General features: G+C 73.9%; 20 protein-coding genes. 9 read left to right on the forward strand and 11 right to left on the reverse strand.

Annotation, left to right across the window (positions count from 1 at the left end; translation table 11 throughout):
- Window positions 1-280 precede the first annotated feature (280 nt).
- Both ggt and NP075_RS18230 read left to right on the forward strand, forming a co-directional pair.
- Complete coding sequence (gene ggt / locus NP075_RS18225) at window positions 281-2,146, forward strand: gamma-glutamyltransferase (RefSeq protein WP_227563511.1); 1,866 nt, start codon at window positions 281-283, stop codon at window positions 2,144-2,146.
- A gap of 106 nt (window positions 2,147-2,252) precedes the next feature.
- On the forward strand, window positions 2,253-2,519 hold the full coding sequence (locus NP075_RS18230) for a KTSC domain-containing protein (protein ID WP_227563512.1): 267 nt from the start codon (window positions 2,253-2,255) through the stop codon (window positions 2,517-2,519).
- A gap of 70 nt (window positions 2,520-2,589) precedes the next feature.
- Here NP075_RS18230 and NP075_RS18235 read toward each other — a convergent pair whose 3' ends face one another.
- A complete protein-coding gene (locus NP075_RS18235) occupies window positions 2,590-3,342 on the reverse strand; it encodes an HAD-IIB family hydrolase (RefSeq protein ID WP_227563517.1) in 753 nt (250 codons plus the stop codon).
- 193 nt (window positions 3,343-3,535) lie between these two features.
- Here NP075_RS18235 and NP075_RS18240 point away from each other — a divergent pair, with 193 nt between their 5' ends.
- The 6 genes from NP075_RS18240 (at window position 3,536) to NP075_RS18265 (ending at window position 7,800) form a co-directional block, all read left to right on the forward strand.
- Window positions 3,536-4,264: a Type 1 glutamine amidotransferase-like domain-containing protein gene (locus NP075_RS18240; protein WP_227563518.1), complete on the forward strand. Its 729-nt coding sequence runs from the start codon at window positions 3,536-3,538 to the stop codon at window positions 4,262-4,264.
- 131 nt (window positions 4,265-4,395) lie between these two features.
- Window positions 4,396-4,740 carry an S-adenosylmethionine decarboxylase family protein gene (locus tag NP075_RS18245; protein WP_227563519.1) on the forward strand — a complete coding sequence of 115 codons (345 nt, stop codon included), beginning with the start codon at window positions 4,396-4,398 and terminating at the stop codon, window positions 4,738-4,740.
- A complete protein-coding gene (locus NP075_RS18250) occupies window positions 4,737-5,447 on the forward strand; it encodes a hypothetical protein (protein ID WP_227563520.1) in 711 nt (236 codons plus the stop codon). The genes NP075_RS18245 and NP075_RS18250 overlap by 4 nt, the downstream gene beginning before the upstream one ends.
- A gap of 46 nt (window positions 5,448-5,493) precedes the next feature.
- Window positions 5,494-5,697 (forward strand): DUF350 domain-containing protein, encoded by a 204-nt coding sequence (locus tag NP075_RS18255; RefSeq protein WP_227563521.1) that lies wholly within the window; start codon window positions 5,494-5,496, stop codon window positions 5,695-5,697.
- A gap of 8 nt (window positions 5,698-5,705) precedes the next feature.
- Window positions 5,706-7,271: a polyamine aminopropyltransferase gene (locus NP075_RS18260; RefSeq protein ID WP_227563522.1), complete on the forward strand. Its 1,566-nt coding sequence runs from the start codon at window positions 5,706-5,708 to the stop codon at window positions 7,269-7,271.
- Between the two features lie 43 nt (window positions 7,272-7,314).
- Window positions 7,315-7,800, forward strand: coding sequence for a MarR family winged helix-turn-helix transcriptional regulator (locus NP075_RS18265; protein WP_227563523.1), 486 nt, complete (start codon window positions 7,315-7,317; stop codon window positions 7,798-7,800).
- 45 nt (window positions 7,801-7,845) lie between these two features.
- On the opposite strand, the gene NP075_RS18270 is transcribed toward NP075_RS18265, so the two are convergent.
- The 9 genes from NP075_RS18270 to NP075_RS18310 form a co-directional block, all read right to left on the reverse strand.
- Window positions 7,846-9,354, reverse strand: coding sequence for a LamG domain-containing protein (locus NP075_RS18270; protein ID WP_227563524.1), 1,509 nt, complete (start codon window positions 9,352-9,354; stop codon window positions 7,846-7,848).
- Window positions 9,355-9,496: 142 nt separating this feature from the next.
- On the reverse strand, window positions 9,497-10,180 hold the full coding sequence (locus tag NP075_RS18275) for an anti-sigma factor family protein (protein WP_227563525.1): 684 nt from the start codon (window positions 10,178-10,180) through the stop codon (window positions 9,497-9,499).
- Entirely contained in the window at window positions 10,177-10,680 is a 504-nt protein-coding gene (locus tag NP075_RS18280; RefSeq protein ID WP_227563526.1) for a sigma-70 family RNA polymerase sigma factor, read from the reverse strand. Before NP075_RS18280 ends, NP075_RS18275 begins: the two co-directional genes overlap by 4 nt.
- A gap of 45 nt (window positions 10,681-10,725) precedes the next feature.
- Window positions 10,726-11,394: a YceI family protein gene (locus NP075_RS18285; RefSeq protein WP_227563527.1), complete on the reverse strand. Its 669-nt coding sequence runs from the start codon at window positions 11,392-11,394 to the stop codon at window positions 10,726-10,728.
- Window positions 11,395-11,493: 99 nt separating this feature from the next.
- Window positions 11,494-11,985: a GNAT family N-acetyltransferase gene (locus NP075_RS18290; protein WP_227563528.1), complete on the reverse strand. Its 492-nt coding sequence runs from the start codon at window positions 11,983-11,985 to the stop codon at window positions 11,494-11,496.
- Between the two features lie 154 nt (window positions 11,986-12,139).
- Window positions 12,140-13,198: a hypothetical protein gene (locus tag NP075_RS18295; protein WP_227563529.1), complete on the reverse strand. Its 1,059-nt coding sequence runs from the start codon at window positions 13,196-13,198 to the stop codon at window positions 12,140-12,142.
- 103 nt (window positions 13,199-13,301) lie between these two features.
- Window positions 13,302-13,676, reverse strand: coding sequence for a hypothetical protein (locus tag NP075_RS18300; RefSeq protein WP_227563530.1), 375 nt, complete (start codon window positions 13,674-13,676; stop codon window positions 13,302-13,304).
- A gap of 305 nt (window positions 13,677-13,981) precedes the next feature.
- Window positions 13,982-14,845 (reverse strand): alpha/beta fold hydrolase, encoded by an 864-nt coding sequence (locus NP075_RS18305; RefSeq protein WP_207369772.1) that lies wholly within the window; start codon window positions 14,843-14,845, stop codon window positions 13,982-13,984.
- Window positions 14,842-16,368 (reverse strand): alpha-N-arabinofuranosidase, encoded by a 1,527-nt coding sequence (locus tag NP075_RS18310; protein ID WP_227563531.1) that lies wholly within the window; start codon window positions 16,366-16,368, stop codon window positions 14,842-14,844. The genes NP075_RS18305 and NP075_RS18310 overlap by 4 nt, the downstream gene beginning before the upstream one ends.
- 238 nt (window positions 16,369-16,606) lie before the next feature.
- Here NP075_RS18310 and NP075_RS18315 point away from each other — a divergent pair, with 238 nt between their 5' ends.
- Window positions 16,607-17,608: a LacI family DNA-binding transcriptional regulator gene (locus NP075_RS18315; protein ID WP_227563532.1), complete on the forward strand. Its 1,002-nt coding sequence runs from the start codon at window positions 16,607-16,609 to the stop codon at window positions 17,606-17,608.
- Between the two features lie 40 nt (window positions 17,609-17,648).
- On the opposite strand, the gene NP075_RS18320 is transcribed toward NP075_RS18315, so the two are convergent.
- Window positions 17,649-19,298: an FAD-binding protein gene (locus tag NP075_RS18320; RefSeq protein WP_250788368.1), complete on the reverse strand. Its 1,650-nt coding sequence runs from the start codon at window positions 19,296-19,298 to the stop codon at window positions 17,649-17,651.
- Window positions 19,299-19,332: the final 34 nt, after the last annotated feature.

A 19,332-nucleotide genomic window follows, 5' to 3' on the forward strand; every position in this document is an offset into this window, starting at 1 on the left:
CCACCCCGCGAACTGGATTGCACTCTCACCCCCTGACTGGCGTGGGAGTGCACCGGATTGCACTCTCACCCCCTGACTGGCGTGGGAGTGCACTGGATTGCACTCTCACCCCCTGACTGGCGTGGGAGTGCACCGGATTGCACTCTCACCCCCTGACTGGCGTGAGAGTGCAATCCAGTCACGCACCCCGGGGCAAGGTGTCTGACGGGCGCACCCTGTGCCCGGCAGTGCGCCCGGTGGTAGGACGGACTCCTGACGTCCGCACCACCAGGGGGCCGCCATGCGCACGTCCACGCTCGCCCGTCCGCTCGTCGTCGTCGCCGCCGCGTTCGCGCTCAGTGCGGGCGCGCTGCCCGGTGATGCCGCACCGCCCGGGGTGGGTGACGAGATCGACGGTGCGGGCCTCGACGGGTCCGGGCCGGACGGACGCGGCGGGCACCACGGGCGGCCACCCGCCAAGGTGCCCGTCGCGGTCGGCACCGGCGGTGCCGTGGCGACGGTCGACCCGGACGCCACGCGCGTCGGGCTGGACGTGCTGCGCCGCGGCGGCAACGCCGTCGACGCCGCGGTGGCCGCCGCCGCGACCCTGGGTGTCGCCGAGCCGTACTCGGCCGGCATCGGGGGCGGCGGGTTCCTCGTCGTCTACGACGCCGCGACGGGGAGCGTGCAGACGCTCGACGGGCGCGAGACCGCACCGGCCGCGATGGGCAGCGACGCGTTCGTCGAGGACGGCGTCGCGATCCCGCCCGAGGAGGCGGTGACGTCCGGCCTGTCGGTCGGCGTGCCGGGGACCCCGGCGACGTGGCAGGCCGCCCTCGACACCTGGGGCACGCTCAGCCTGCGCGACGCGCTGGCCGGCGCGACGCGGGTCGCGGAGCGCGGGTTCGTCGTGGACCGGACGTTCGCCGAGCAGACGGAGGCGAACGCGGACCGGTTCGCCGACTTCACGTCGACGGCCGCGCTGTACCTGCCGGGCGGGTCCGTGCCCCGCGTCGGGTCGGTGCTGCGCAACCCGGACCTCGCGCGCACGTACCGGCTCCTCGCGCGCCACGGCGTCGACGCGCTCTACACGGGCCCGCTCGCGCGGGAGATCGTCGACACGGTGCAGGCGCCGCCCGTCGCTCCCGGCAGCACACGCGTCGTGCGGCCCGGGCTGCTCCAGCCGGCCGACCTCGCCGCGTACGAGGTCGTGCCGCGCGACCCCACGCTCGTCACCTACCGGGGCCTCGACGTGTACGGCATGGCCCCGCCGTCGTCCGGCGGGTCGACGGTGGGCGAGGCGCTGAACATCCTCGAGACCGTGGACCTGGGCGCCCTCGACGAGACGCAGGCGCTGCACCACTACGTCGAGGCGGCGGCCCTCGCGTTCGCCGACCGCAACCGCTGGGTCGGCGACCCCGCCTTCGTCGACGTGCCGCTCGACGAGCTGCTGTCCGACGGCTTCGCGGCCGAGCGCGCGTGCCTCATCGACCCGGCGGCGGCGCTGCCCAAGCCGGTCGCGCCCGGAGTCCCCGACGGGACGTACGGGCCGTACGAGCCGTGCGCCCCGGGCGGCGACGCGGCCACCGAGACCCCCGAGGGCACGTCGACGACGCACCTGACGACGGCCGACCGGTGGGGCAACGTCGTGGCGTACACGCTGACGATCGAGTCCACCGGAGGCAACGGGATCGTCGTGCCCGGGCGTGGGTTCCTGCTCAACAACGAGCTGACGGACTTCAGCTTCACCGACACGCAGGGCGGCGCGGACCCGAACCTGCCCGGGCCGGGCAAGCGCCCGCGCAGCTCGATGGCCCCGACGATCGTCCTGCAGGACGGCCGCCCGCTGCTCGCCCTGGGGTCGCCGGGTGGCGCGACGATCATCACCACGGTGCTGCAGACGCTGGTGAACCGCCTGGACCTCGGCATGCCGCTCGACCAGGCGGTCGCGGCCCCGCGTGCGACGCCCCGCAACGGCACGTCGATCCAGGCGGAGCCGGGCTTCCCGCGCGCCGGCCTCGAGGCCCTCGGGCACGTCTTCGCCGACACCCCGGAGATCGGGGCGGCGGCGGCGATCGAGGTGCTGGACCGGGGCAGGTTCCTGGCCGTCGCCGAGCCTGAGCGCCGCGGCGGCGGCAGCGCGGGGGTGGTGCGTCCGCGGCGGTGACACCGTGCAGCGTTCGGGACGACTGGCGTCCCGGACGCTGCACAGTCCGCCGGCCCTAGGACCTCCTGACCACGGACGGTGCCGTCGGACGGCCCAAGGTGGAGGAGTGTTCCGTACGTCCTCCGCCCTGCGGCCCCGCGCCGCCCGCCACGACGCCGCGTCCGGCACCCTGACGGTCCGTCTCACGTCCGTCTCGGGGGGCAGCTGGGCCGAGTACGAGTACCGCGACGTCCCCGCGGACGTCGCGCACCGCGTCACCACCGCCGGCGTCCGCCTGCGCGCGGCGCTGCTCGAGCACGTCGTGGACCGCTACGCCGTGCGCCGCTGCGGGACCCCCCGGTGGGTCGAGCCGGCGACCACCGGCCCCGCCTGACACCCGACGGACGTGCGGGGTCGCCGTCGCAGAGCGACGACGACCCCGCACGGTCGCATCCTGGGGTACGTCAGGCGAACGCCTCCGGCACGGCCGCGCGCACCTTGGCGGGCGTGTCCTCCCAGCCCTCGACCGCGACGCACGGCACGCCCGTCGAGATCACCGGGTAGTCGTTGCCGCCCTCGTCGAGGCGGTCGCCGAAGAACACGGCCTGCGTCGGCTCCAGGCCCAGGCGCGCGAGCAGCCGGTTGACGCCGTACGCCTTGTCGATGCCCTTGCGGGTGATGTCGACGGACGTCGAGCCGCCGGAGCGGACCTCGAGGTCGGGCAGCTGCTCGGCGACGGCCGCACGCAGCTTCTCCTTCTTCGCGCCGTCCGGGTCCCAGGCGGCCTTCGCGTCGACGGGGGCCTCCTGACCGAGGGCGGAGAACGTCACCTGGCTGCCGCGCAGCTCGATGCGGTCCCCCCAGGTGTTCTCCTCCCACAGCCCCAGCTCGCGCGCCGACTTCTCGACGGCGGCGGCGGCGCGGGCGGACTCGTCCTCGGTGAGCGGCTCGCTGTACACCTCGGCCCATGCGGCGCCGTCGTGCACCAGGTAGCGCGTCCCGCACGTCGGCAGCACGTGCAGGCGGGAGAGGGCCGCGGTGTCGTCGACCGACGACAGCAGCTGGGCGTCGAACTGCTCGAACCGGCCGCCGGAGATGATGCCGACCTGCGCGACGCGGGTGAGCGCGACGATCATGTCGACGATCTGCGGGTGCACCTTGCTCTTCGAGGGCGCGAGAGTGTCGTCCAGGTCGAAGAGCACGAGCTCGTAGGTCATCAATCCTCCGTGGTGCGGCGGCGCCCACCGGCGTGGGCGGTGCTCGGGGCGGCCGGGACGGGGTGTCGCGCCGTGCGGCCGGTGGTTGCGGGGCCGGACGGCCTCGCGACCGCAACACGGTACCCGGTGGCGTCCCGGATGCCGGACGGAATGCGGACGACCGGTCGGTCCGCCTGCTCTACGGTCGTGACGCATGACGCGACTCGACGGGACCGTCCTGACCATCGGCGGCGGCGGCTTCTCCATGCCGGAGGTCGCGGACGCCGGCTCGATCGACGACTTCCTGCTGGGCCTGACCGGCCGCGACACCCCGCGGGTCTGCTTCGTCGGCACCGCGAGCGGCGACGCGGCGTCGTACGTCGAACGCTTCGTGGCCGCGTTCGACGGTCGTGCCCGCACGTCCGTGCTCGCGCTGTTCGGCAACGGGCCGGACGGCGCGATCCCGCTGGACCGGCTCGACGACGTCCTCGAGCAGGACGTCGTGTACGTCGGCGGCGGGTCGACGGCGAACCTGCTGGCGGTGTGGCGGCTGCACGGCCTGCCCGAGCTGCTCGCCGAGGCGGCGCGCCGTGGGACCGTGCTCGCCGGGATCTCGGCCGGCATGAACTGCTGGTTCGAGGCGTCCAGCACCGACTCCTTCGGACCGTACGCGCCGCTGCGCGACGGCCTCGGCCTGCTGCGCGGGTCGGCGTGCCCGCACTACCGCGGTGAGCCCGGCAGGCGCGAGACGTACCTGCGGTGGGTCGGCACGGGCGCGCTGCCCGACGGCTACGCCGCCGACGACGGCGTCGCCCTGCTGTGGCGCGGCGGTGAGCTCGTGGAGGCGGTCGGCGAGGCGCGCGGGGCGAGCGCGTACCGGGTCCACCAGGGCGTCGACGGCGCCGTGGAGACGCCCGTGCCGACGCGGCTGCTCGCTGGCTGACCTGCGCGGGGGACCGCCCGGGTGAACCCGGGCGTGCGACCCGCGACACGCGGCGCCGCACCTGGTGGGCTCGGGTACGTTGCAGCGTCCCCCGCGCCCCGGCGCCCGAGCAGCAGGAGGCGCGCCGCCCCGTGCACCGCAACCACGTGTACGTGTTCGACGTCGCGTCGGCCCGCCCCGCGCTGCTCGACGACCTGGACGTCGTGCGCACGGCGCTGACCGGCCTCGTCGCGGACGCCGGCCTGCACCCCGTCGGCTCCGACGCGGTCCACCGCTTCGCACCCCAGGGCCTGAGCGTGGCGATCCTGCTCGCGGAGTCGCACGTGGCCGTGCACACCTGGCCCGAGCACGGCACCGCCTACGTGACCCTGACGACGTGCCGCCGCCCGCCGGCCGGGTTCGTCGAGCGCACGCGCACGGCCCTCGCCGACGCGTGGCACGGCACCGTCCTCGCCCGCACGATGGCCGACGCGTGACGCGCCCCCGGGCCCGGATGCGGCTGGGCACGCACCTGATCGGCACGCCGCCGTGGCGGTCGCTGCCGCACGGCGTGGTCGTGTACGGCGAGTGGGACCCCGAGGACCGCACGACGTACTACTGGGAGGAGTGGGAGGTCCTCGGCTACGAGAACCTCGACTTCTGGGTGGAGTACGACCACTACACCCGCAAGGTCACGCTCTACCGGCCGGTGCACGTCACCGAGCACCTCGAGCCCGCGCACCTGAGCGAGGGCCAGCAGCTGGTCGTGACGTTCGGCGGGCACCAGCACCCGGTCACGGTCGGCGAGGTCGGCGTCGGGACGATCCAGCACCTCGCGGGCGCGTTCACGTACGACCTGCAGATGGGGCAGCCGGTCGCGTACGCCGAGCTGCAGGGTGACGGGTTCGTCCTGTCGGTCGAGCGCTTCGACGAGCGCGTGCTCGACGTCTACCACGGCACCGTGCTGGACACCGCCGGCCAGAAGGAGCACTTCGGCAAGCGCGTCGCGCCCGGCGGCCTGACGTTCAAGGGCGTCCTGGTGGGTCTCGCCCTCGTGCTCGGCCTCGGGTGGATGACGACGTCCTGCGGCTCCGGCACCGAGACCTGCACGCCCCGCACCGTCGTCGCCGCGGACGGCACGGTCACCACCGAGCAGGACTGCGTGCGGCGGTCCGTCTTCGGAAGCGGGGGCCTCGGCAAGTGAGCACCACCGCACACCGGACCGGCACGACGACCAAGGAGAACCACGCGTGATCACCGACCTGCTGTCGACCATCGTCTACTCGGTGCTCGGCATCGTCCTGCTGCTGCTCACGATCGTGGTCGTGAACAAGCTGTTCAAGCTGAACCTGCACCGCGAGCTGGTCGACGAGCACAACACCGCCTTCGGCATCCTCATCGCCGGCGTCGCGGTCGCGATCGGCATCATCATCGCGGGCACCATCAGCTCCTGAGGGGCGCCGTGGACGTCGACGAGCAGCCCGTGGCCGCCCTCCGCGGACGGGCGGCCGGCCGGACGATGGACCGACCCACGGTGTTCGCGGCGGCACTGCTCGTCGCCGTCGGCGGCATCGTCTACGAGCTGATCCTCGGCACCGCCGCCTCGTACCTGGTCGGCGACTCGGTCGTCGCGTTCTCGGTGGCGACCGGGGTCACGCTGTTCGGCATGGGGCTGGGGTCGCTGCTCGCCCCGCACCTGCCCGGCCCGTCGGGCATCGCGTTCGCGCGCAACGAGCTCGCGCTGGGCCTCGTCGGCGGCGCGTCGGTGCTCGTGCTGTTCTGGGCGTACGGGGCGACGTCGCTGTACTGGCCGGTGTTCGTGCTGCTGTCGCTCGCGATCGGCGTGGGCATCGGCGTCGAGATCCCGCTGCTGGTCGCGCTGCTCAAGGAGCACGGGCGTGACGAGTCGGTCGCGCTGCTGTCGAAGGTGCTGGCGGTGGACTACCTGGGGGCGCTGCTCGCGTCCCTGCTGTTCCCGTTCGTCCTGCTGCCGGGCCTCGGGCTGGTCCGCACGGCCCTGGCGGTGGCGATCCTCAACGTCGGCGTCGCGCTGTTCATGCTGGCCCGCATGGGGCACCAGCCGCGGTGGACGTGGTCGACGGCGTCGGCACTGGTGGCGCTCGTCGCGGTGTTCGCCGTCTCGTCGGGTGTGGAGGCCGCGCTGAGCACGCGTCTGTACGAGGACCCCGTGGTCGCGGCGACGACGTCGAGGTACCAGAAGCTCGTCGTGACGGACTACCAGGGCGACGTGCGGCTGTACCTGGACGACCAGCTGCAGTTCTCGTCGGCCGACGAGGCGCGGTACCACGAGACCCTCGCGCACGCGACGCTCACGTCGGTGGCGGCGCCGGCGTCCGTCGCGATCCTGGGCGGCGGGGACGGGCTGCTGGCACGCGAGGTGCTGCGGTACCCGTCGGTGCGCGAGGTCGTGGTGGTCGACCTGGACCCCGCGGTGACGGAGCTGGCACGGACCAACCGCCTGGTCCGCGACCTGAACGAGGGCTCCCTGGACGACCCGCGCGTCACGGTGGTCAACGCCGACGCGTTCGGCTGGGTGCGCGGCACGGACGCGACGTTCGACGCCGTGCTGGTCGACCTGGTCGACCCGTCGAACGAGCGGGTGGCCAAGCTGTACTCGGCGGAGTTCTACGCGGCCGTGGCCGCCCGCCTGCGGCCCGGGGGCGTGATGGCCACGCAGGCCACGTCGACGTACTTCACGCCGCACGCGTTCTGGCAGGTGGTCGCCACGATGGAGGCGGGCGCCCCCGGCCGCACGGTCGTGCCGCTGAGCGTGAACGTCCCGTCGTTCGGCGAGTGGGGGTTCGCGCTGAGCCTGCCAGGCGGGGCGTCGTCGCTGCTGACGGCCGCACCCCTGCCCGACGGGCTGCGGTTCCACGACGCGTCCTCGCTGGGCGCGACGACGCGCCTGCCCGGCGACCTGCCGGAGCGTGACGCGGTGCCGTCGACGCTGCTGTCACCCCGCGTCCACACCACCTACCAGGGCGACATGGCGCACTGGCGGTACTGAGTCTGGCGCCGGGATCACTTCCCGTGGCACGTAACCTGACCGCATGGTGGACGACGAGCCGCGCTGGCTGAGCACCGACGAGACCAACGCCTGGATCGCGCTCAGCGCGCTCACCACCCACCTGCCCCACGCCCTGGACACGCAGCTGCAGCGCGACGCCGGCATCTCGCTGGCCGAGTACCACGTGCTCTCGTGGCTCTCGATGGCACCGGACCGCACCCACCGGATGCGCGACCTCGCCGCGCGCGCCGACGTCAGCCTGTCCCACCTGTCACGCATCGTCGCGCGCCTCGAGGCGCGCGGCTGGATCCGCCGGCACCCCGATCCCACCGACGGCCGCACCACGCTCGCCACGCTCACCGACGCCGGCTGGGACAAGGTCGTCGCGACGGCGCCCGGGCACGTCGCCGAGGCGCGCCGCCGCGTGTTCGACCGCCTCGACGACGCGCAGGTCGGGCACCTCGCGGCCGTTGCGAGGCAGGTCGTCGAGGCCTGCGGCGTCACGCTCCCCCGGGTCGACGGGGCCTGACGGCACCGGGGCGAACCGGCCCTCGGGGACGGCCGGCGCCGCGACTCACATGCGGCCGCTGCAGATCAGCCGCTCGCGGGTGACGTCGATGACGCTGCCCCAGGTCTGCACGCCGCTGACGGCGCCGACCCACGGCGTCGAGCCCTCCTGCGCCGTGCCGACGCGGAACGGCCCGTCGCTCCCGGCCGCGACGTCCAGGCTCACGTCGGCACCCGTCAGGGAGCTGGGCGACCCGGGCTCGTCGACGGTGCCGAGGTGGCAGACGTCGACCCGCAGCACACCGGACGTCGCGTCCCGCACCCCGAAGACGCCGTACCAGGACCCGACGCTCACCGGGACGGTCGACGTCGCCACGACGGTGTCGCCGCCGGTGCCCGCGACCGCGAACGCCCAGCACGTGGTGAGCTCCTCGTCGCACGCGGTGGTGCTGGTGCCGAGCGTGAACGCGCTACCGGCGGCGCCGTCCTGGCTGACGACCGTCGCGGGCGCACCGTCCGCGTCGACCCGCACGACGGTCGCGACCGAGAAGCTGCCCGTGGTGTCGACGACCGGTCCTGCCGTCGACGCGCCGTCGTCCGCCTCGTCCAGGAGCAGCGCGCGGTCCGTCGTCGTGCCCCAGAGCTCGGCGGCCATGCCGTCGGCCCACGTGGTCGAGGGCGTCAGGGTCAGGGTCGTGCCGGCGCGGGTGTCGGTCGCCGTCAGGCCCTGCCCCTCGTCGAGGAGCCAGCGGGCGCCCGCCGGCGCCGTCGGCGCAGCCGTCACCGTGAACCGGTAGAGACGCTCGGGTCCCACGTTGCCGGCCACGTCCACGGCCTGCACCGTGAGCTGGTGCGGTCCCGCGGAGGTCGGTACCCACGTCACCGTCGCCCCGGCGTCCCCCGGCACGACGTCGACCTGCGCGGGTGCGCCGTCGAACGCGTAGAGGAAGGCCGCCACGTCGTCCGTGCCCGGGGCCTCGAACCGGAAGTCCCCGGCGACGCCGATGCCCCCGGCCACGGCGTCCTCGGCGTAGACGGCGCCCGCACCCTCGACCGGTGCCACCGTCGGCAGCCCGGGAGCGGTGACGTCGACGGCGATGCGGCACCGCACGACCGGGCTCGTGCGGCCCTTGGCGTCGCGCGCCTGCACCCGCCACTCGTGCGCGCGACCGTCGCGCAGCAGCCCCTCGGGCACCTGGACCGCGTGGGCCGACCCCGACGCCTGCGCGGCGGTCGCGCGCGACGACCACAGCAGACGCCCCGTCCGCCCGTCGCGCACCTGGAACGTGCCGCGCAGGGCGTCGCCGTCAGGGTCCGACAGCGTCGCCCGCAGCGTGGGCGTCGCGGACCGCAGGGCCGCGGCCGTCGACGACGAGCACGACGACTCGGGCCCCGACGTGCCCACGTCGGCGGGGCGGTCGGGCGCGTGGTTCACGGCACGCGGCGCGTGCCCCGACGGGCCGCCGCCGTGCGCCAGCGCGACCCCCGGGACGAGGGCGAGCGCGCCGGTGAGCGCACCGACCGCGAGCGCGCGGACCACGGTGGCGAGGCGACGGGAGGACGAACGGTCGTGCACGGGTGCCCCCTGCTGGGTCGGGTCGCTCGACGCGGGCGGCGGTGCCGGCGCGCGGTGACGCGCGGAACTTATCGGACGCTTCGGGCGTCGTCCAGATCCGGTTCCGGCGTCCCGGCAGGTACGTCGCCCGGACGGCCCGGCGTCACACGTCGCCGGCCGCCAGCGGCCGGTCCAGCCCTACGACCCCCAGCTCGACGCGCTCGATCCCGTCCAGCGGCAGCGCGGACGACGCGCCCAGGCCCGAGGCCGTGCGCTCGCCCGTGCTCGTCCACGTCGCGACGACGGACCGCTGCCCGTCGCCGCCCACGAGGACGAGCTCGTAGACCCCCTCGGGGAGCTCGGCCGCCTCGTACGCGCAGGACCAGTCCAGGCGCGTGCCCCAGCCCGTCTCGGCGAGCGTCAGGTCGGCCGTCACCCCCGAGCCGCCCACGGGCGTCAGCGCGACGGTCCGCGCGTCGGCCGCGACCACGACCGGGTCGGGCGCCCTGGCGGCGGTGACCGCGGACGCCGTGACGCCCGTGAGGACGACGAGCACCGCGGCCGCACCCGCGAGCGCTGCACGACCCCGCGTCCGACGCCGCCGCGCCGCCTCTGCGAGGCGGGTGAGGGGGACGACGTCTCCGGCGGGGTCGGGCGCGGCGGGCACGGCCGCGGCGTCCTGTGCCGGCACCATGCCCAGCAGCGCAGGCATGCCGGCGAGCTCACCGACCGCCGCCCGGCAGGCGTCGCACCCGGCGAGGTGCGTCTCGAACTCGCGGCGTTCCGCGGGTGCGAGCGCGCCCAGCACGTACGCGGCGTCCCACTCGCGGTACGGGTCGGCGGTCATGACGTCACTCCCCTCTCCTGCAGCGCGAGGCGCAGGGCGCGCAGCGCGTAGTGCAGCCGCGACCTCACGGTGCCGGGCGGCACGCCCTGCTCGGCCGCGAGCTCGGCGACCGAGCGCCCGCCGTAGTAGGCGCCGACGACGACCGCCCGGTGGTCCGCCGAGAGCGACGCCAGCGCGTCGGCGACGAGCCAGCGGTCGAGCACGGCCTGGGTGCCGTCGCCGGTGGCGGCGTCCGGCGGTGCGTCGGACGGCATCTCGTGGCGGCGCTGGGCGCTGCGCGCGTCGTCGACGACGAGGTTCCGGGCGACGGTGAACAGCCACGCCCGCACGGACGGCTCGGGGCGGGTCAGCACGTCGGGGTGACGCCACGCCCGCAGCAGGGTCTCCTGCACGACGTCCTGCGCGCGGGCCGCGTCGGTGAGGCGCGCGACGTACCGGTGCAGCGCGTCGGCGTGCGCCGCGTGCGTGGCACGCAGCAGCGCGTCGGGGTCGGCCGTCATGCCCGCACCTCCCCGGTCACCCGCACCGTCGCACCGTCGCGGCCGTCAGGACGCCGTCAGCCGCAGGTCGAACTCGACGGCCCCGGTGTCCTCCACCGTCACGAACCCGAGCGACGGCGCCTGGACGCCGAAGTCCGCGAACGTCACCGGCACCGACCCCACCACCTGGACCGCGTCGCCGCTGCCGGCGACCTGCGCGTCGACCGTCACCTCCTGCGTGACGTCGCGGATCGTCAGGTCGCCCGTGAGCTGCGCGCTGGTGACGCCGTCACCCAGCTCGACGGGCTCGGTGAGCGTGAACGTCGCCGTGGGGAACGTCCCGACCTGCACGGCCTGGTCCCGGAAGTAGTTGTCGCGCGGCGGCTCGTCGGTCGCGATGCTCGCCATGTCGACCTCGATCTCGGCCGCGGTGAGGCTGCCGCCCTCGACCGTGACGGAGCCCGTCACGTCCTCGGTGCGGCCGGTGACCGTCACGTCCTCGCCGCGCAGCACCTCCTCGACGCGGTACCCGGCGAACGACCCGTCCGCGACGGTCCACGTGCCGTCCGTCGCCGCCACGGGTCCGCCCGCGGCGCTCGCCTCGAGCGTCGGCGCGGCCTGCGCGTTGCTGTTGGCCCAGTCCGCGTACAGGCCGGGGCCGACGGCCACGGCCACCACCCCGAGCACGACCACGCCCGCACCGACCCCTGCCCACACCTTCGTCCGCTTGTTCATCGTGCCCTGCCCTCTCGCCGCCGGCCGCCCCGACGGGGGCCCTCCACCTGTAGACGAGGCAGCGGGTCGATCCGTTCAACGCGACGCCGGGTCACGGCCTCACGGCGCCGCGGGGCGCTGCATGAGCACCACCTCGAACCCCGGGCGGTCGGTGACGCCGACCGGCTCGAACCCCCAGGACCGGTACACGTCGTCCAGGTGCGGGTTGGACGCGCGGTGGTCGAGCCGCAGCCACGTCGCGCCGGCAGCGCGCGCACGCTCGCCCACCCACTCGACGAGCGCCCGCCCGAGCCCGGTCCCCGCCGCCCGCCGGGCGACCATGAGCCCGTGGACGTAGAGGGCGGGCGCGTCGTCGTCGCCCCAGTACTCGGGGTCCGTGGCGACGACGCGCACGACGCCCCGCAGCCCGTCGTCGTCGCGGACCACCCACCACTGCCCGTCGGCCACCTGCGCCGCGATGCGCTCGGCCGGCACGGACCCGACGGGCCACTGGTCGATGCCGCGGGTGGCCATCCAGTCCTCGAGGGAGCGCCGCAGCGCGTGGATCGCCGTCGCGTCGGCGGCGGTGGCCTGCTGGGGGTGGACGTCCACGGCACCCGACGGTAGTGCGTGGGGCCGGTCCCGCGTGCGCACGAGCGACGCGACCGGCCGGGGCGCCTGGTACTTCTGCCCGCCACGGCCGCACCGGGAGCAGCATCAGTCGCCATGTGCGCCGGTGGGCGACCATCGCGACCGGAGCTCGGCCCTACGGTTCGGGCCAGCCTTCGGAGTCCGAGGCCAGGTGACCACCCAGGGACTCGGCGAGCCGGCGCAAACCGTCCTCGATACGCGCCCAGGACGCGGCCGTGCCACCACCGGCCGGTTCGACGGACAGTGCGCGCAACGCACCGTCTGTCGCGATGGTCTCGACCATGGCGGTCCCGTCAGCGGCGAACAGCTGGGTCCCGTCCTCCAGGAGCTCGCGGGGTCTCACGGGCCGGCCGTCCTCGTGCGCGAGATCGAGCTCGGTCAGGACCGCAGCCACCGTGTCGACGGACAGGGGCGCGAAGTGCCGCGGGTCGTCCAGGCCCGCAGCCGGTCCCACGGCGAGCAGCAGCTCGACCCCGACGTCGTCGAACGGCTCCGCGGGCGCCGGGGTGGGTGCGTCGAACAGCACTGCCAGCGGGCTCGACGTCACGAGCGCCGGGGGCGTCTGGCCGGCGTAGGCGAGGTAGGGCGCGAGCACCGACGGCTGCGGGTCCTGGTCGCGTCGCCACGACGAGGGAAGGTCCTCGGTGATGTTCTTGCGTAGCGCCAGCGGGTCCCGACCGGCATGGAGCTCGCCCTTCTCGTACCGACGGGCCATGCCGCCCGGGAGGTAGATCACGTGGATCGGTGTGCCGTCGCTGAGCCGGAGGACCGGCTCCTGGTGCTGCGCCATGCGGATGCGGCCCTTCTGCAGCCACAGGTCCCACCGCGACCGAGGGTCGATCCGCCTGACCACCAGTTCGATGTAGTGCGTCAGCCCTTCGCACATGAGGGCGCGACGGCGCGCGAGATCGACGTACTCGGGGCGTGCGTGCGCAACGATTCGCGGCTCGTCCGTGGGCGGCACGTCGGTAGGGACGTCGGGGTAGCCAGCCATGGCGAGCGTGGTGAACCACTCCCACATCGGGACCAGGCTCTCCAGGCTCGCGTCCATCTGGTCCAGAGGGCCGTCGGTGTCCCGCATTCGCTCGGCCAGCAGGCACAGCCGGTAGGGCGCGCGCGCCTCGATGTGCCGCACGACGTCCCACGCCTGTTCCCTGGTCAGGTCCTCGTACATGCGATCCCCTGCGTCATGCGGTCATGTATGTAGAAGGGAATGTTGTGGCGATTCAGCGCCTCGAGCACCTCGTGGGAAAGCCCCATCTGCCCGGTGGTGCCTCTCATGAAGAAGTGACAGACAACTCCGCCGATATCATTACCTTCTCGGCGAAGTCGTACGGCCACCCCTCTGGAGGCTCGGTCGGCTCCTCGAGGCACGCGTACACCTCGAAGGGCGGATCCGTCCGGGCGGCGACCCGCACACCGCCGTCGGTGAACGCCTCCTCGCTCAACCCCAGGGACGGCGCAGGGACAGCTGCGTGGAACTCTGCAGGTTGCTCGGTCGGAAGGGCAGCCGCCGGGGGTGCGACGCTCCACCCATGGCGAGCAGCACAGCGATCGCGGTCGCCCCAGAGGTCCTGCGCGACAGCCATGTCGTCGGTCGGTCGCTCTGCACGGTCGCCCCCAGCATCCACACGTCGGAACTCGGTGGACACTTCCCCATCCCGCCCATGCCGCACAGCCCGGGAGCGTGAGGTGCACCCGTTTGCAGCAGCCTCGATCTGGGCGTGGTCGCGGCTACCACGAGCCCGTGAGCGAGACAGACGAGCCACAGAGCACCACGCGACCCGGCTGCCTGACGCGTGCCGCGCGCAGTTCACACCGACGAACGCTCAGCGACGTGGCGATACGGGTCCCCATCCGTGTCGGACCGCGCTCACCGAGGACGCTGAACCCACTCGCGACCGGTCCGAGCTCCCTCGGACGATCCGGGCATGTCGTGGTTCGGCCGACCGCCCCGTCAGCGCAGGTGCTCCGCGAGGAACGCGTCGACCAGCGCGTGGTACGCGTCCGGCTGGTCGCGGCGCACGCAGTGGCCGGCGCCGGGGACGACGACGGTCCGCACGAGCGGGTTGTCGAATCCGTCAGGCCGCGGCGCCATCGTGGCCTCCTCCGGCAGGACGAGCAGCGTCGGCACACGCAGGGCGCCGAACGCCTCCTCCCACGCCGCGTCGCCCAGGAACAGCCCGGCACGCAGGTACTCCTGGTCGACGTCCGCGCGGGTGGCCGCCCAGGCCTCGATCTCGGTGTCGCTCCACGGCGTCTCGCGGCGCATGCGGGCGATCTCGGCACCGCGGTCGTCGATGACGACCTGCGTCTGGCCGAGCAGCATCGCCGAGAACTGCGGCTCCGGTGCCCGCGCGCCCGTCGGGCGGGCCGGGTCCTCGACGACGAGCGCGCGGACCTTCTCGGGGCGCACGAGCGCCGCCCGCAGGGCCGTCACGCCGCCGAGCGAGTGCCCGACGAGCGCGACCGGCCCGGGCAGCGCGTCGAGCAACGCGACGACGTCCGCGACCAGCACCTCCGGCGCGTACGCCATCTGCGCGGGCGTGAACCGCGGCGACGTGCCGTGCCCGCGCAGGTCGGGTGCGTGGACGTCGTACCGGTCGCCCCAGTGCGTCAGCAGGTCCGGCCACGTGGTGCCCGAGTCGGTGACGCCGTGCAGCAGCACGACCGTCGGGGCGTCGGGGTCACCGGAGCGGTGGTCCGTCAGCCCGTCGGTCGGCACGGCCTCGGCCGGCAGCTCGGTGATCGCGCCCGGTGTCCCGGGCGGCGCCCAGCTCGTCCACGTCGTCCCGTTCACGCCCAGCCCCTGCCCGCTCACGCGCCCAGCTCCAGCCGGACGGTGGTGTACGAGCGCGCCGGCAGGTCGACCTCGAGCCCGCGGGGGTGGCGCCGGACACCGTCGTGCGCGACGGGCGCGACGGCGTCCGGCTGCTGGGGAGTGTTGTGCGTCTGGATCGTGGGTGCCGTCAGGACGCGGGCGGAGAACTCCGCGACCTCGCGGCCGCGCAGGTCCAGCACGACCGTCGTCGGGGCGTCGGCGTCGAGGTTCGACAGCGAGACCAGCGCGGCGTCGTCCTTGGTCGACGCGGACATCGACAGCAGCGGCAGCGCCGTGCCCTCGACCTCGCGGGTCGGCACCTCGCCCTTGACGTGGACCGCGAGCGCGGACGCGTCGTGGTGGCCGGTGTTCATCTCGAACACGTGGTACGTCGGGGTGAGGACCAGCGCACCGGAGTCCGGGTCCGTGAGGACCATGGCCTGCAGCACGTTGACGGTCTGGGCGATGTTCGCCATGGAGATCCGCTGGGCGTAGCGGTGGAACGTGTCGAAGTGCAGGCTCGCGACCAGCGCGTCGCGCAGGGTGTTCTGCTGGTACAGGAACCCGGGGTTGGTGCCCTCCTCGACGTTCCACCACGTGCCCCACTCGTCCACGACGAGGCCGATGCGGTGCTCCGGGTCGTACGCGTCCATGACGTTGGCGTGCCCGCGGACGAGCTCCTCGATCTTGTGGGCGCGGCGCAGGGTGACGTACCAGTCGTCGGTGTCGAAGGCCGTCGCGTGGCCCTTGTCGCTCCAGTCGCCGGACATCGTGTAGTAGTGCATCGAGACGCCCTGGAAGAACCCGCGCGGGTCGCAGCCGCAGCCCAGCTTCTGCGAGACCTTCATCAGGGTCTCGGTCCACGCGTAGTCGTCAGCGTTGGCGCCGGCGGCGATCTTGTAGACGCTGTTGCCGCCGTGGTTGCGCACGTAGGTGGCGTACTGGCGGGCCAGGTCGGCGTAGTGCTGGGCGGTCATGTTGCCGCCGCAGCCCCACGGCTCGTTGCCGATGCCGAAGAACGGCAGCGCCCACGGCTCGTCGCGGCCGTTGGCCCGGCGCAGGGCCGCCATCGGGGAGTCGTCGGCGCGCGTGAGGTACTCGACCCACTCGCTCATCTCGCGGACGGTGCCGGAGCCGACGTTGCCGTTGACGTACGGCTCCGCGCCGAGCATCTCGCACAGGTCCATGAACTCGTGGGTGCCGAACGAGTTGTCCTCGACGACGTCGCCCCAGTGGGAGTTGACCATGCGGGGTCGCTGGTCCCGCGGGCCGACGCCGTCGCGCCAGTGGTAGTCGTCCGCGAAGCAGCCGCCCGGCCAGCGCAGGTTGGGGATCCGCAGCGCGCGCAGCGCCTCGACGACGTCGGTGCGGATGCCGCGCACGTTCGGGACGTCGGAGTCCTCGCCGACCCAGAACCCGCCGTAGATGCAGCGACCGAGGTGCTCGGCGAAGTGCCCGTACACGTGGCGGCTGATCGTCGGCCCGGGCAGGTCGAGGTCGATGACGGCAGTCAGGGAAGACACGAAGGTCCCTTCGAGGTCGGTCCCGACGTCAGCGCCGACGTCGGGCAGGCAGGCCACCGACGTGCGTTCCGCGGGGCGACGACGAGGCCGTCCGGGTGCCGGCCGGCGGCGGGAAGCCTCGTCGTCGAGTCCTCAGGATTTATCGTTACACGTCGCGCAACCTGACCTTCGGGTACGAGTCGGAAAAAGTCAAGCAAGAAGGCCCCGCGTGATCGCTCACGTCCATAAGGTGTTCGACATGCCCACACTCAAGGACGTCGCGAAGGCGTCCGGCGTCTCCGTCATGACGGTGTCGAACGTCGTCAACGGACGCCCTCGCGTCAGCGAGGCGACACGTCGGCGCGTCCTGGCCGCCGTCGACGAGCTGGGCTACCAGGTCAACCTCACGGCGCGCAGCCTGCGGGCCGGCCGCAGCGGCACCATCGCCCTGTCGATCCCCCGCGCCGACCACCCGTACTTCGGTGAGCTCGCCGCCGCCGTGGCCGACGTGCTGCAGCCCCGCGGCAGGCACCTCGTCATCGAGCAGACGGGCGCGAGCCGCGAGGGCGAGCTGAGCGCGCTCTCACAGGCGCGTCTGCAGATGTACGACGGTGTGCTGCTGTCCGTCGTCGGCATGCAGGACGCCGAGATCGCGCGCCTGCAGAGCGACCTGCCGCTGGTGCTCCTGGGCGAGAAGACCATGCCCGCCCACCTCGACCAGGTCATGCTCGGCAACCTCGAGGGCGCGCGGCTCGCCACCGCGCACCTGATCGAGCGCGGGGCGCGTCGGATCGCCATCGTGGGCGGCACGGTGGACCCCACGGACTCCGGCATGGTCGGCATGCGCACCGCCGGCTGGCGGGCCGCGCACGCCGCCGCCGGGCTCGTGCCCGACGAGCGGCTCGTCCTGCCGCCCGAGCACTTCGAGATGGCCGAGGCCCGCGCGGCGATCCGGGCCGCCGTGGCCGCCGGCCTCGAGCTCGACGGCGTCTTCGCCGTCACCGACCAGGTCGCGATCGGCGTCATGGCAGGGCTGCACGAGTCGGGGCTGCGCATCCCGCAGGACGTGCAGGTCGTGGGCTTCGACGACCTGGCCGTCAGCGAGCACCTGTGCCCGGGCCTGACGACGATCGACCCCCGCGTCGACCTCGTGGTCTCCGAGTCGCTCCGGCTGCTGGAACGTCGGATGTCCGGCGAGGACGCGGAGGTCGAGCACCTGGTGATGCCGGTGCGCCTCGTGGTGCGCGGCTCGACGCGCTGAGGCGCGGCACGGCCCGCCGCGCGGGCCGTGCCGCGCTCGGTCAGGCGCTGCGCGTCGCCATGTGACGGGCGCCGCGCAGGCCGAAGACGACCGCGGGGCCGATCGTCGAGCCGGGCCCGGGGTAGGTGCGGCCCATGACCGACGCGGAGCAGTTGCCCGCGGCGTAGAGCCCTTCGATGACGCTGCCGTCCTCGCGCAGGGCGCGCGCGTCGGCGTCGGTGAGGACGCCGCCCTTGGTGCCCAGGTCGCCGATGACGACGCGGTACGCCACGAACGGGCCCTTCTCGATGGTGCCGAGGTTGGGGTTGGGGTGCACCAGCGGGTCGCCGTAGTAGCGGTCGTACGCGGAGTTGCCGCGGCCGAACTCGCCGTCGACGCCCGAGCGTGCGTACCCGTTGAAGCGCTCGATCGTGTCGCGGAACGTCACGGGGTCCACGCCCATCGCGTCGGCCAGGCCGGCGAGCGTCGGCGACTTGACCAGGATCCCCGCCTGCTCGCGGGCCTTGGTCATCCGCGGGTCCATGGCGAACATCCGCAGGTAGCGACGCCCGTGGCGCGCGTCGAAGACCAGCCAGTACGCGCCGTCCTTGTCGTGCTCCAGCATGTGGTGACCGAGGTCGACGTACGACTCGGACTCGTTGGCGAAGCGCGCGCCCTGCGCGTCGACCATGAGCGAGAACGGCATCGACCGCTCGCCGACGATGAACGCGGCCGGCTCACCGTCGACCTGGGCGATGGACGCGCCCCACCACGCGTCGTCGAGCAGCTCGAGCGCGGCGCCCGCGCGGGACGCGACCTCGATGGGGTGCCCGAGGTTGCCCGGGTTGCCGGACGGGGCGCCGTCGATGCCCTGGTACCTGCGCCGCCACTCGACGTTGGCCTCGAAGCCGCCGGACGCGAGCATGACGCCCCGCGTCGCGCCGAGGCGCAGCGTGCGGCCCTCGCGGGTGACGGTGACGCCGACGACCTTGCCGTCCTCGACGATCAGGTCGTCCATCGGGCTCTCGAGCCACATCGGGACGCGCCCGTCGACGACGACCGCCTTGCAGAACGAGGTGGCCAGGGCGTTGCCGATGCCGACGAGGCGCTTGCCGGTGACGACGCCGCCGAGCGCGCGGAACACGAGCTGGGCGCCGCGCACGAACCCGCTCGGGGTGGACCAGGCGCGGCCGAGGAGCCACACGTCGTCGGTCTTGGCGGGCAGCGGGATCGCCGAGCGCAGCGAGCCCCACCACGAGCCGATCCGCTTGGAGTCCAGCGGCTCGACCTCGATGCCGCGGCCGATCTTGCCGCCCGGGAGCTCGGGGTAGTAGTCGGGGTAGTCGGCGGCGCGGGCGAACACCATGCCGTGCTTCTCGGCGGTGGTGACGAAGTCCTCGACGCCGTCGACGAACGCCTCCTTGCGCGCCCGGTCGGCCGCGCGGCCCGCGTCGCCGACGCACGCCTCGAGGTAGGTCAGCGCCTCCTCGCGGGTGTCGCGGGCGCCGTCGCGGCGCATCAGCGGGTTGCCGGGCAGCCACATGCCGCCGCCGGACATGGCGCTGCTGCCGCCCCACTTGTCGGTGCTCTCGACCATCAGGACGCTCAGCCCTTCGTCGAGCGCGCCCATCGCGGTGGCGAAGCCGGCGGAGCCGGTCCCGACGACGACGACGTCGTAGGTCTGGTCGAAGGACTGGTCACGAACGGCCACGGTGGCTCACTTCCCCTCTAACCGGACAGCACTG

This window comes from Cellulomonas wangsupingiae, assembly GCF_024508275.1.
In the GTDB taxonomy this organism is placed as follows: domain Bacteria; phylum Actinomycetota; class Actinomycetes; order Actinomycetales; family Cellulomonadaceae; genus Cellulomonas; species Cellulomonas wangsupingiae.

Bases quoted from the DNA above. Each gene is read 5' to 3' on its own strand.
- NP075_RS18240 (WP_227563518.1), top strand. From the start codon at position 3,536: ATGACGCGACTCGACGGGACCGTCCTGACCATCGGCGGCGGCGGCTTC.
- NP075_RS18275 (WP_227563525.1), bottom strand. From the start codon at position 10,180: ATGACCGCCGACCCGTACCGCGAGTGGGACGCCGCGTACGTGCTGGGC.
- NP075_RS18265 (WP_227563523.1), top strand. From the start codon at position 7,315: ATGGTGGACGACGAGCCGCGCTGGCTGAGCACCGACGAGACCAACGCC.
- ggt (WP_227563511.1), top strand. From the start codon at position 281: ATGCGCACGTCCACGCTCGCCCGTCCGCTCGTCGTCGTCGCCGCCGCG.
- NP075_RS18315 (WP_227563532.1), top strand. From the start codon at position 16,607: ATGCCCACACTCAAGGACGTCGCGAAGGCGTCCGGCGTCTCCGTCATG.
- NP075_RS18235 (WP_227563517.1), bottom strand. From the start codon at position 3,342: ATGACCTACGAGCTCGTGCTCTTCGACCTGGACGACACTCTCGCGCCC.
- NP075_RS18295 (WP_227563529.1), bottom strand. From the start codon at position 13,198: ATGTACGAGGACCTGACCAGGGAACAGGCGTGGGACGTCGTGCGGCAC.
- NP075_RS18280 (WP_227563526.1), bottom strand. From the start codon at position 10,680: ATGACGGCCGACCCCGACGCGCTGCTGCGTGCCACGCACGCGGCGCAC.
- NP075_RS18285 (WP_227563527.1), bottom strand. From the start codon at position 11,394: ATGAACAAGCGGACGAAGGTGTGGGCAGGGGTCGGTGCGGGCGTGGTC.